The following is a 13,118-nucleotide window of genomic DNA, read 5'->3' on the forward strand; positions in this document are numbered from 1 at the left end:
ATCTCTCATCAATAATCAAGCCAGCTCTCTAAAGGTGAGGGGTCGAATTTATTTTTTTAGAAAATACATTCAAAAATTGACTTATATTGGCACGTGTGTTATGATCATATAGGTCGATACATTAGTGGACATCAAGTCTACGGTTTAACTGCCGGATGAGCATTCATCAGAGTTGAATGCCGCTCATTCCAATGATCGTACAAAACTTATTATTTTTGGAGGAATCACATGCAAACAGGTACAGTAAAATGGTTCAACGCAGACAAAGGATTTGGCTTCATCGAAACTGAAGAAGGAACAGACGTATTCGTTCACTTCAGCGCCATTCAAGGTGATGGTTACAAAACGTTGGACGAAGGTCAGCGTGTCGAGTTTGAAGTAACTCAAGGTAACCGTGGACCACAAGCGGAGAACGTTACTAAACTGTAATTGATACGAGGGCTGCCTTCGGGTAGCTCTTTATTTATGCCCACTTATTTCCATCACAGAAAAGAGGTTTTTATTCCAACAGATCATTATAAACCGATTGAACAAGTTGTATTTTCCACGGTTGACGACATCATTAACTTCTATTCACCTCAGCAAACGAGCACAGAAAACACCGAAGCTCACTCGCATCCTGCGCATACGGCAGATCCATCAGAACATACAGACCGCACTGCCGAACGTTAACCACGAAACTGCAGCACCTATCCGAATAAGCAAAAGGCCCTGAACCGCTTGAACGGTACAGGGCCTATTCTAGTTCTATTCTTATATACTCACTTTGTTCCTGCTGCTCAGGTTCACCTATTGTGATCGATTTCTATTTGGATGTCGGACGTACTAATGCATTGTCTGTCCAAGTTAACGGAAAAATAAGCTTCAATGGTTCAAATGACGAATCCTCCTTTTGGTTTATCATAAGCAGCCGGGGCTTGTGTAACCATGGTAGAGGATGAAACTTGAGCCAATCTTAAATGAATTATCAGTGCTGGATCGATGTGATCCATACTGTGACCTGGCATGATAAACACAGCTTAAATGCATATGCATTTTTTTACGTAAAAACACGAAAATAATTCAAAAGTTTCAGTTCATAAGTCCTATTTTCATTAAAAAACCTAACATTAATATGTCGAAATAACGATATAACTGAGAAGTAGAACTTACCTGGATTTTCATATACGTGCATATTAAAAACAAATTATCGTTATTATATTTTTAGCAACCGTAGTTGTTTTCGCAGCTGCATTAAAGAAGTTCGTAGAAAATGAAGATGTATGTCCATCCTAATTTCAACACAATACGAAGCGTATACGACGTCCAGGTGAAGTCCTTTTTAATTTTACAGGAGGAGTGAACTACCTTGTTTAAAAAGCTTCGCTGGAGTACCATGCCATTTTTCGCAAAAAATCTGGTCATTTCATTCGGGAGCATCGCCCTTATTGGAATTATTCTGATCACTGCAGCTTACCAGCTGCAAAAAAGTATTCTGATTAACCAACTGCACGATCAAGCCAAGATTACAACGCTGAAATGGTCTCAGGATCTGGACACAAGTCAGGTCGAACAGGCCGTATCCGAAAAAAGTTATTCCGATACATATCAGAGCAAACTCCGGGACTATCTGGATTCCATTCATACCTTTAATCCCAATATTGCGCAGGCTTATATTTTCAGTTCGCAGCTGGACGAAAATAACGGGGCTCCGATTTATGCGATCCCGACCAGCCTGATCGAAGCATTTGAGAAAGAGAAGTTACTGCCTGGCACGAAGTATCCGCTATCCAACCAGATCGCACACGGTCTCCAAGATATGAATGCGACGGGCGGACCGGCATTTAGTGATTTTTATACCGACGATTTCGGTACCTGGACTACACTGATGTATCCCATCAAAAAAGCAGACGGCTCCATCTACGCAGCCCTGTACTTTGATGTCGATGCAAGTGCAGTACCCAAAGGACTTAATAAACTGCTTACATACGGTTTGATGTTCCTGATCGGCTTTCTGATCCTGTTCATGGTACTGCAGTTTATTCTGCTGAAAAAAACAATGCGCCCTATTCACAACCTGATGAAAGGTATTGAGGAAGTGAGCACAGGCAATCTGAACGTCACCGTTCAGACGGGACGCGATGATCTTGGTATCATTAACGAGAAATTCAATACGATGATTGATCGTTTCAACACAACCCTTTTCAAAGTGAAAAATACTTCACATCATCTCTCGAATTCGTCCAGAGAACTGCTGGATATTTCTGCGAGAAACAACGATAATATTCAATCCATCAGCACCAACATTCGGGAAATCTCTACGGGTCTGGTATCTCAGGATAAAGCCACTGTGGAAAGTGCACGCGCCATGACTGAAATGTCTACCGTGGTGCAGAACATCGCCGGAAGCTCTGCCGAAGTAGCGGATGAAGCTGTCAGCATGGAGCAGCGATCCAACAGCGGGCATGAAATTATGCAGCAGGTGATTGATCAGATGGGCCTGATCTCAGGTGCGGTGCAGAACACATACGCCTCCATTCAATCTTTGGAAAATCGTTCCAATGAGATCAGCAGCATTGTGGGTATTATTACGGATATTGCCAGTCAGACTAACCTGCTCGCCCTGAATGCTTCCATTGAAGCAGCACGTGTCGGGGAAGAAGGAAAAGGGTTCGCCGTCGTGGCTGGTGAAGTACGCAAACTGGCAGAGCAGTCTCAAGAGTCCGCAACTCAGATTCGTGCACTGATCGATGAAATCCAGCGGGATATTGGACAATCTGCCGAGGCGATGGAACGTGGTTCGGAAGAGGTGGAAAAAGGACTCAACGTCACGCGTGAAACCGGCGCTTTCTTCGAAGACATCCGTACCGCCACCAACAAAGTGGCTAACCAGATTCAGGATATCTCCAGCTCCACCGAGGAAATCTCGGCGAGCACACAGGAAATGTCCGCAACTGCAGACGAGCTGTCCTCAAGTGTCAGCAAAGCAGCGAGCAGCACCAAGCACATCGAACAATCGATTGCCGAACAGGAAACCTCTATGGCTGCCATCGTCAGTGCCTCCGATGAATTAGCCGAAGTATCCGAGCAGCTGCAGGAACTCATCTCGTTCTTTAAGGTGAAGGAAGTATAAACCTGCTGCAGAAGGCATTCGTAAGCGATATGCGTAACCTGCAACTTACGTAACATGCGTAACATCAACCAAGGCTTGAGCTTACACTCAAGCCTTGGTTTTTTTACACCGAAATGTTCAAAGCATAAGTGACAATCGTTAGAATTGGAGAAGGCCATAATATGATGAAATAAGCTCTCCTGAGATCGTTAGCGTTCAACCTTGACTAGTTCATCGCATCAGCTATACTCCGCAAACTGCCCCTCACTTGCTCTAAACTTCGATAGGCTCCCGCAATCTTAACCAACTTCCATTCATTTTTCCGTTTCAAATAATGCACCGTCACCGCACTGGGCAGCAGACACACTCGCTCATCTCCCAGATCAAACCACTCCAGCTTAATTCCTACGTCTGATGCAAAACACTGCATACCTTCAGCTGTCCTTAATGTAACTAACTTAGATGGCTCTGTTCCCTGTTCTACTCCTGCTGCCTCTTCCTCCCAAACATCCACACTATCGAACAAATAATTCCCATCTGTCTGGAATGTCATATTCACCGTATATCCTACATAATCCATACTGATTACTTCCAGCTTTTCTCCCTCCACACTCCACACCTCATCCGCCTGTACTTTGGCCTGCTCCAGGGTGATCGACACGTCTATGGGTAAACATTGCGGTAACTTCCCTTTTTGTACGTACTTCTCCAATGAAATCACACCGATGTGCTGCTTTGTATTCATTGTTTGTTCGTCAGCACCTTTCTGAAAATGTTGGTCAAGAACATGCTATGAGTGGCACTCGCAAAGTAATAAGCTTTCCCGTTTTCATTCCTATCCATATTGGACTTCGCTGCTAAAGTTAAGAATAAAAATATGTATAGAATGGGTTGTATGTCGTATGAATGTTTAATAAAATGAAAGTAAGAGAAAATAAGAGTAGCCAGGCCAATGGCTACTCCTGCACAGCTTATGTGATGTGATCACCTCTGAGTAGTGCTAGTTCAAAACGAAGTGACCCAACCTTCGGCGGTCAACCTGTGGCGGGTCACTTCTTCTTACGATCGATGTATGTCAGCAACGCAATTACAAACATTGCTAAAAGCATTACTTGTTCGAAGGTAAAGTTCATGTGATCACCTCCTCTCAGGAGATGACCAGTTCCCACCACAAATTGGCTGTACAATTTAAATTATACCAATGTGTAGGTGCTCAGACGAGCACCTTTTTTTTAAAAACTTACATTAGTTTCACACATTTACAAGAAGATCGTTACTGATACTTTGATCCGATTGCGACCCAAGGACAAGCCGAGGAATTCGCTGACATGATCGTGGAACGGGCAGAGCAGAACCGCAAGTAATACATTTTGCCCACCTCTATCTTTATCTATCTTTAATCCTCTTTAGCTTGTTTCTACTTTTCTATAGAAATGAACAGATAAAGACGCTCGGTCAGGTGTAATATCCTGTCTGGGCGTCTTGTTTTATAGTGCAGCTCTTTTATTTCAGGTATCCTTTGGATTTCCAATATCGCTTCGCAAAGGACTCAACAGCATAGGGCAGTTCTCCATCCAGCAAATCCTGATTCGCTTGCATCAGCTCTTTGCGTCCACGTTCCAGCAATTGAACGGCATGTAGTAATTGGGGACCGCCTACATAATGAAGTTCAAGCAACAACGGCTCTTCCTCATCCTCTTCCTCCTGAGCCGAGTATTCAATTAACACAATTTCCGTGCCGTCCGCATGCTGGTGCAGCGTATAGAAGTATTTCTCGACCTTCGTCTCCCCTTGGGTATCCGTATACTCTCTACCAATACGCAGCATAGCTGGCTGGGGAACATCATTATACATTTGACCTGCTTGTCGAAATGCAAAGTAGAAGTCTTCAATCCACAAGCCATGCCGGTCATCATCATAATAATCGTCATACGGCTCCACGATAGGCAGCGCTAATAAATCACGAATACGTTGCGGCGAAATCAAGGTACGGACATACTGGTAATTTGATACGGACCGCAGCAAGGTATCCCATCCACGGTTGCTTAACTGCTGAATATCCGGAGGTGAGTCTTCCGTAAATACGCTCCATTCGGAGTTCTCACTGTTCACATAACGATATACGCCTGAGATCATCCAAACAGGAGTGCCCGCTTGCTCGGCAAGTTCATTAGGAGAGCCTGAAGCTTGGTCTGCTGGCTCTATTTTGAGCAACAATGCACAGCCATGGTCGTCTTGAAAATACAGACTCCGGAAATAGCCCTCCGTATGCTCATCCCCGTAGACAGAACCTCGGCAAAACTGTCCATCCACCCAAAACTCATAGCTGTTCAGCAGCTCATCCTCCTCTCTTACAGGTAATAATGAAGGGTGAGTAAGACGCTCAATGTTCTCAGCGGTGAACTGATGATCTTCGAACCAATCCGGTACATCTGGCGCTAGTTCTGCGGCATAAATATACTTTCGTTTAATGATAGGCTGTCCCTGCTCCAGCCTCTTGATCATCTCTTCTCGCCATGGAAAAGGCTCTTCTGTATCTTCGTCAATTACACACTCAGGAACAAATAACTCCAGCATGTCAAAGCCTTTCCATGGTCCGTGATCCTCCCAATCTTCAAGCTGACGCTTCACTTTCCGCTGTCCTTGAACCTGAATTCCATATTGCTCTGTACTTACCAGCAGCCCACCTTCTACGCTGCCTCTCACCGTCAATTCTCCATGGTTGTAATCTCCCCAGAACATATCCTCCACATAAAGATTTCCTGTAATATATATTTCCTGCCCTCCCACGAGCATATAAGGCGTTGTAAGATCACCAAGCACAACCAGGTTAGAAGCGGCCGCGTCGGATCCTGTGTTTCCAATATAACGATCAACGATCAGATTTCCCTCCACCATAATTAAAAAAGGCCCCTCATCCAGCAACAGCTTACTGATATGAAGATCACCTGAATGCAGCCATACTTCCTCGGCATCAAATTCACCATCATGTGCTTCATTCTGTGTATACATCCAGCTTTCGTGAGGCAACCTCGTTTTGATATCGGCAAAAGTAACCTTTTGACCTATGTGATGTATGGACATGTCTTGACACTCCTCATCGGTTGATATATGGATAACATCTTCAAAACTTCTAATCTCAGAGTGAGTAGCTGATTGCTCATTTTGATACCGACTACCCTCTATGATTTCAATCCACGCACTCTTTACGGAGTGAGACAGCGAAAAACACGTATAGTACGTTCGTACACGTCACAAAACTACGTTTTTTCACTACTATTCTATGTGTTCCCGCCAACGAATTCAATCTTTTTCCAGATCATTGTTGCCAAAAGGCATCAAATACTCCCCCTTCCCTATTTCCCCATCTCCCCACCCACCCCATCACAATGTTCAATTATCAAACTATGACATAGATCACATCCATCCTCATACACAAGTGCTACATTAAATTACGACCAACTGACCAAAACAGTAAACCAGTCAATTGAAAAGTTAGGTTCATCCTTATTCAAAACCAGTCATCATTGCTTCACCCTGCTTTAACTTGCTTCATCATTTTCAAAAGCATCTACTGTTTCACACTGCTTCTTCTCGTGTTTTACCCGCTTCACCCATTACAAACGTCAGACCCCAAGGAGGTGCATAGCCGTGAAAACGATAGATCGAAGGCAACAGGTGATGGACTCTGCCGAGAAATCCTTTGCCCTGTTTGGCTACAAAGCCACAACGATGGAGCAAGTGGCGAGACTGGCCAATGTGGGCAAAGGAACGATCTATACCTTTTTCGAGAACAAAGAAGAATTGTTTGATGAGATCCTGCGCTCGATTATTGCAGACATGAAACGGATTACGGAACAGACCGTGAAGGAAGAACACTCTTTTCTGGATAACGTGCATCGGAGTATGGACTCGCTGCTGGAATATCGGGAGGAGCATGAGCTGCTGATCAAGCTTTTCCAAGAGGTCAACGATTTCGGGACACCCCAAGCAAGAGAGGGCCTGCAAAAAGTAGAGAAGGCCATTCTCGAATACCTCGAGCGTCAGGTTAGTCGGGCCATGGAGTTACAGCAGATTCGGAGCGACGATCCCAAGCTGGTCTCATTTGTACTACTGAAATTATACGTCAGTCTAACATCCGATTGGAATAAAGCGCATCCTACTTTGCACAAGGATCAAATCAAAGCGTTTGTGGGCCTCTTTCTCAAAAATGGATTATCCCCCACCTAGAGTAACGCCTGCGGACGCACATACCATACTAAATAGAGAAACAAGGGATAAGCGTAAGATAGGGAGAGAACATCATGAAATCATTTCGTGTATTTGGGCAGGATCTGAAATCCGCCCTCCAAAAACCAAAAGTATGGATTCCCATTCTCGTTGTGCTGTTCATTCCCGTGTTATATAGCGGACTGTTCCTGAACGCCTTCTGGGACCCATATGGCAAAATGAATGAATTACCTGTAGCCGTGGTCAACACGGATCGGGGTGCAGTTTACAATGACAAATCGCTTGAGGTCGGCCAGAATCTGGTCGATGAGCTGAAAAAAAGCGATGATTTTAACTGGCAGTTCGTTACCCGCGACCAGGCAGAACAAGGCATGAAGGATAACAAATATTACATGACCATTGTCATTCCAGAAGATTTTTCTGCCAAAGCAACCACGCTGATGGATGAGCATCCGGCTCCCGCAGAGCTGATCTACGAGCCCAACGAAGGCTACAATTTCCTTGCGGGTCAGATCGGCGGCACAGCGGTCAAACAGATTCGCTCCAAAGTCTCTGCCAAAGTCACTGAATCATATACCGAAACCCTGCTGGATAAGGTCGAGAAAATCTCGGACGGTTTGGCGGATGCCGGAGACGGCGCAGGTAAAGTCCATGATGGAGCAAGTAAACTGGGCGAAGGGGCGGCTGCGTTAAAAGAAAACCTGGCGAAACTGGCTGACGGTGCAGGCAAGCTGCAAAACGGTACCGTTTCGTTAAAAGAGGGCACAGCCTCCCTGGCCAAAGGCACAGGTGATCTTCACACCGGCGCGAGTACCTTATCTAATGGTCTCGCACAATTGGCTGCCGCCGGCACCAAGCTGGGTGACGGCGCAACCCAGGCGGCAGCTGGCAGCAAACAGCTGCATGCCGGTATCCAAGCTGCGCAGGAAGGCGCGTCCAAACTGGACGCCGGACTCGCAGCAGCCGAACAAGGCAGTGCCAAGCTGACTGCGGGACTGCAGACTTCCGTGGAAGGCAGCGGCAAAGTCAGCGAAGGCGCCAAAACGGTCGCCGAAGGGCTGGCTCAACTAGCCAAGTCCAGTCCTGAACTGGCTGCCAGCCCCGCTGTTCAACAACTGCTCGCAGCCAGTCAGGCTGTAGCCGCTGGCAGTGAGCAGGTATATCAAGGGGGACAGCAGCTCGTTGCCGGAAGTCAGCAGCTGCAGGCTGCACAGCAGCAATTACATCAAGGCAGCAGCCAGCTGGTTCAAGGTGAGCAGCAGCTTGTACAGGGCGCTGCCCAGTTATCCGGCGGACAAGAGAAGCTCACTGCCGGACTCAACCAATTTAACGAGAAGTTAAATGAAGCCGCGGCTGGTGGCGCCAAACTGGCAGCAGGTTCAGCACAGCTGAACGCTGGTGCAGGCAAGCTTTTGACTGGAGTAGATAAGCTGGAAGGCGGCGTGTCTACACTAACAGACGGATCTCATAAGCTGACTGACGGTGCAGGTAAACTCAAAGAAGGCACATTCAAATTAACCGATGGCTCTGGCGAACTTGCCACCAAATTAAATGACGCAGCCGACCAAACCAGCAATGTGAAGAAGACTGATGAACTGGTGACGATGTACGCCGAGCCTGTTCATGTCGATGAACACAAATTAAACGAAGTGCCGAACTACGGCACAGGATTTTCACCCTATTTCCTATCACTCGGATTATTTGTCGGTGCATTGATTGCAACACTGGTTGTGCCAACACGCGGCAGCAGTGTAAGCGACGCAAGCGGCTGGAATCGTTTTGTCAGCAAAACACTTGCGTTCACCATAATGAGCGGCGTTCAATCGCTGCTTGCTTCCTGGCTGGTTTTATATGCTCTGGGTCTGAAGGTACAGAGTGTACCGTTATTCCTTTTGTTCAGTTTCGTCACCAGTCTGAGCTTCATGTATATCATTCAGGCTTTGGTCACTTGGCTGGAAAATCCAGGCCGTTTCCTGGCGATCCTGATGCTGATCTTCCAGCTCACCACAAGTGCAGGCACGTTCCCGTTGGAGCTTATTCCAAACTGGTTGAAAGTGTTTAACCCTTGGCTGCCAATGACCTACTCGGTAACTGGATATAAAGCGGTTATTTCAAGCGGACAGTTCGGCGTCGCTTGGGATCAAATCGGCATTCTGTGCATCTTCGCTGTTCTCGGTCTGGTCGGTACATTATCGTATTTCTTGAAACATCGGACGGTCGAAAACGAAAGCCTCAGCAGTGAAGCTGTATTACAGGCTTAAATAAAGCGACTTCAAGCTTAAGTATAAGCATTAGATAAGATATTGAAGCAATATGAAGTCGAAGTATTAGACTATTAACGAATAGAAACCAAAAGGCATATCCCCTGTCCTGACTCGCTAATTCACAGCCAGTCTGGCGTATAGGATATGCCTATAAATATTATAAGATCTATCATACTAATACAGCTGAACTTACCTAGGATTCAAAGTGAATAAAAAATTCCAAGTTGAGCCCTTCACTTCAATTTTCGCTGTAGTTCTAGTAGCAACTCTAGCTGCTGGGGAAGGTACATTTACTGGTGACCATCCATAATTTCTTGGAAGTATTGTTCCAGAGGTACCTATATCCAAAACTTTTGTTTGATTGCTTATTGCTTTACCACTAATACCCATCCCATTTTGGTGAACCTCCATCTTTTTCTCAGTTACTTTGTACAATGAGTCCTTAATTTCTAATCGATAATCGATTTTATTTATGTTTATATAACTAAATCCAGGGTCATCTAAATGAACAGTATAATAAATTGTTTCATAAAAAGTCATACCATTATTTGAGTCAGATTTATTACCTTTTGTTTGATGCTCTGATGCTGCTCTAATTTCAGTTTTGTACTGAACTGCTTCTTCTCCAGTTTTTTTATCAATGAGGTCATACAGTTTTTTGGTTTGTAATTCTTCTACAGACCCTATTATTTTCTCACCAGTTACATCGTTATCTATTGCTATCTCTATTTGAGATGTATGCTCAAGAAGACTTGACTCTAACTCTTTTTCATTTAATATACTCTGTTTATGAGTGTCAGCATAAATTCTTTTAATAGTATACTTTTCAGTATCAAATGAATGTTCGTTTTCCTGTGCAAAAACAGAAGTATTCCACAATGAAATGAATAATAGAACGGATAATATTATTCTTGAAAATCTCGGTTTTCTCAAAATTACTCCACCTTTCATTATTTTTTCTTACCTCGGATTCATACTAAATGAGAATTCCCACGAATTCGACCCTCTTGTAACTAAAGCAGTTGTTTTAGTTCCTAATCTAGTTATTCGATGATCAAATCGGGCAGCGACCCATCCGAAATCTCTAACCAATATCGTTCCTGAGCTATTTAAATCAACTGTAACAAATTGATTTTTGTACTTATTTTCGTTAATATCTGCCCCCCTTTGACTGATAAGCATTTTCTTTTGAGTTACTACATACTGAGGATCTTGTCTTTCAAATCTATAATCAATTTTATTAATATTTATATAATCGACAACATTTGTTGTTGCCGTATAATAAATTGTTTGAAAGAATTTTAATCCTCCAGATTTATCAATTCCATCATCACTTGCTTGATTTTCTGTTGAAGCCCTAATTTCTGCTTTGTAATGTACAGCTGCCTCACCAGTTTGTTTATCTACAAGGTCATAGAGTTTCTCAATTTCTGCATTTTCAATTAACCCAAGACTTGTTTCACCAGTTTCTGTATTAGTTAACTTAACTTCTCCCAGAGATACATGACTATTAGAGAATATGCTTGTTGCAAAATTTTTATTAGCTTCATCATTCTCTTGGAGCAGCTTAGAAGATCCTCTGACAATCTCGTATTTTTCCTCATCGTAGGTCACATCATCAAGTAGAGCTGAAGAAGACGAGCCAAAGGCAAAAGATGTAATAAAAATAATAGAAGCCATACATAGTTTTAATAATGAACTGTATTTCATAATATTCCTCCTCTTATAAATAATTCTTAAATCATATCATAAATATTTATAAAAAGTAGCAAATAATGGTTTTTATTCTAGATAACATACTTTATACCTACATAATTAGGAGGTTTCAACTATAAAATTAATTGTTAATCAATCAATTCGGCTGATTAATACCAAATTTAATTACTTCACTTTTTGTAATTATGAAGATTAAGATCGAATTCATTAATTTTTTTCACTAAAAAACGCGATGAACACACCACCCTGGGATGTATTCGTCGCGCACAGGTTAATTTTTACATATAACACATTTTTTTAAATCAATTCAACGAGACTCCCCTTGCATGTCCACCCGCTGCAAAAACGTCCGTGTACGTGCAAGCTTCGGATTGCCGAAAATCTGTTCTGGTGGCCCTTCCTCTGCAATTTCCCCGTTATCCATGAAGAAGACACGATCTGCGACATCACGGGCGAAGCCCATCTCATGCGTGACAATCATCATGGTCATGTTCTCCTGCGCTAACTGTTTAATGACACGCAGTACTTCTCCCGTCAGTTCAGGATCAAGTGCTGATGTCGGCTCATCGAACAGCAGAATGTCAGGCTGCATCATGAGTGCGCGAGCAATAGCTACACGCTGTTTCTGTCCACCAGACAGATTACCAGGGTAGACATCGGCCTTGTCCGACAACCCTACTTTGCCGAGTAGTTCCAGACTTCGCTTTCGGATGATTGCCAAGCTTTCTTTTTTCAACGTCTTTGGTGCGAGTTCTAGGTTCTCCCTTACAGTCAGATGCGGGAAGAGGTTGAAATGCTGAAACACCATCCCCATGCGATCCGTAATCTTGCGAATACCCGCGGAACCAGCGTAACGACCATTATCGACCAACGTCTGGTCCTGAATGCGAATCGTTCCGCCCGAAATATCCTCCAGATGAATCAGGCTGCGCAGCATCGTACTTTTTCCCGAACCCGAAGGCCCAATCACAGCAATCACTTCGCCTGGTTCCACGTTAAAAGATACCTGTTTCAGCACATCAAGTGTACCGAATGATTTTCTCAACTGATTTACTTCTATTATATGTGTCATATGCAGACAGTCCTTTGATTGATCAGATTTAATTTATTCAAATGAAAACCGCTTCTCCAATCCTTTAAACAACAAAGTAAGTACCAAAGTCATCAATAGGTACATGATCGCAGCGATGAAAAAAGCAATCAACTGCCCATCCCGATTTACTGCCGCTTGAGCATAATACAACAACTCATGCACAGAAACAGCATATAACAATGCCGTATCCTTAATCAGTGTAATAGACTCATTGGCTGTTGCAGGCAATACCACGCGGATCATCTGCGGAATAATGACCTTCATCATCGTTTGCCGTCTCGTTAAACCCAGCACTTTCGCTGCCTCATGCTGCCCCTTGTCTACAGAGAGCAATCCACCTCGGAAGATTTCGGCAAAATATGCCGCATAATTTAGTATAAACGCAATCGCTGCCGCAACAAACCGATCAAACACCAAATATTCGCCGATTACAGGCAGCAGTGGCAGACCGAAGCAGAAGAAGAAAATTTGCAGCAATAGCGGCGTGCCGCGCATAACATAGACGTACATATGAGCGATCCATGCAAGGGGCTTGAAACGACTTCGCATAATTAACGTTATCGCAAAACCAAACGGCACAGAGAGTATGATAGCGACCAAAAACATGAAAATCGTCATCTGAGCCCCTTCCAGCATTGGCTTCATCACGGTAAAAATATAATCCCAACTCATTATTATGTCTCCTCTAATCTGTTAACCCCGCATTCCTCTGCAGCTTCATGGG

At 44.0% G+C, this 13,118-nt stretch carries 10 protein-coding genes; 4 read left to right on the forward strand and 6 right to left on the reverse strand.

Annotated elements, in window-relative coordinates; translation table 11 throughout:
* Nucleotides 1–228 precede the first annotated feature (228 nt).
* Complete coding sequence (locus ABXS70_RS20720) at nucleotides 229–429, forward strand: cold-shock protein (RefSeq protein WP_090917732.1); 201 nt, start codon at nucleotides 229–231, stop codon at nucleotides 427–429.
* Nucleotides 430–1,375: 946 nt separating this feature from the next.
* Complete coding sequence (locus tag ABXS70_RS20725) at nucleotides 1,376–3,112, forward strand: HAMP domain-containing methyl-accepting chemotaxis protein (RefSeq protein ID WP_342556241.1); 1,737 nt, start codon at nucleotides 1,376–1,378, stop codon at nucleotides 3,110–3,112.
* Nucleotides 3,113–3,317: 205 nt separating this feature from the next.
* Here the strand turns inward: ABXS70_RS20725 and ABXS70_RS20730 are convergent, their stop codons facing one another.
* Nucleotides 3,318–3,836 (reverse strand): hypothetical protein, encoded by a 519-nt coding sequence (locus ABXS70_RS20730; protein ID WP_342554492.1) that lies wholly within the window; start codon nucleotides 3,834–3,836, stop codon nucleotides 3,318–3,320.
* A gap of 758 nt (nucleotides 3,837–4,594) precedes the next feature.
* Complete coding sequence (locus tag ABXS70_RS20735; protein WP_366290479.1) at nucleotides 4,595–6,175, reverse strand: hypothetical protein; 1,581 nt, start codon at nucleotides 6,173–6,175, stop codon at nucleotides 4,595–4,597.
* 567 nt (nucleotides 6,176–6,742) lie between these two features.
* Here ABXS70_RS20735 and ABXS70_RS20740 point away from each other — a divergent pair.
* Nucleotides 6,743–7,321, forward strand: a complete 579-nt coding sequence (locus ABXS70_RS20740; RefSeq protein ID WP_366290482.1) for a TetR/AcrR family transcriptional regulator — start codon at nucleotides 6,743–6,745, stop codon at nucleotides 7,319–7,321.
* Nucleotides 7,322–7,395: 74 nt separating this feature from the next.
* The gene (locus tag ABXS70_RS20745; RefSeq protein ID WP_366290485.1) at nucleotides 7,396–9,582 is read left to right on the forward strand and encodes a YhgE/Pip domain-containing protein; all 2,187 of its coding nucleotides are present in this window, start codon (nucleotides 7,396–7,398) and stop codon (nucleotides 9,580–9,582) included.
* A 192-nt stretch (nucleotides 9,583–9,774) separates the two neighbouring features.
* On the opposite strand, the gene ABXS70_RS20750 is transcribed toward ABXS70_RS20745, so the two are convergent.
* The 4 genes from ABXS70_RS20750 to ABXS70_RS20765 form a co-directional block, all read right to left on the reverse strand.
* Nucleotides 9,775–10,518, reverse strand: a complete 744-nt coding sequence (locus ABXS70_RS20750; protein WP_342554480.1) for a hypothetical protein — start codon at nucleotides 10,516–10,518, stop codon at nucleotides 9,775–9,777.
* Between the two features lie 27 nt (nucleotides 10,519–10,545).
* Nucleotides 10,546–11,295, reverse strand: a complete 750-nt coding sequence (locus ABXS70_RS20755) for a hypothetical protein (RefSeq protein ID WP_342554479.1) — start codon at nucleotides 11,293–11,295, stop codon at nucleotides 10,546–10,548.
* A 313-nt stretch (nucleotides 11,296–11,608) separates the two neighbouring features.
* Nucleotides 11,609–12,373 (reverse strand): amino acid ABC transporter ATP-binding protein, encoded by a 765-nt coding sequence (locus ABXS70_RS20760; RefSeq protein ID WP_342554478.1) that lies wholly within the window; start codon nucleotides 12,371–12,373, stop codon nucleotides 11,609–11,611.
* Nucleotides 12,374–12,406: 33 nt separating this feature from the next.
* Nucleotides 12,407–13,066 carry an amino acid ABC transporter permease gene (locus tag ABXS70_RS20765; RefSeq protein WP_342554477.1) on the reverse strand — a complete coding sequence of 220 codons (660 nt, stop codon included), beginning with the start codon at nucleotides 13,064–13,066 and terminating at the stop codon, nucleotides 12,407–12,409.
* Between the last annotated feature and the right edge of the window lie 52 nt (nucleotides 13,067–13,118).

It is taken from the genome of Paenibacillus sp. AN1007 (genome assembly GCF_040702995.1).
In the GTDB taxonomy this organism is placed as follows: domain Bacteria; phylum Bacillota; class Bacilli; order Paenibacillales; family Paenibacillaceae; genus Paenibacillus.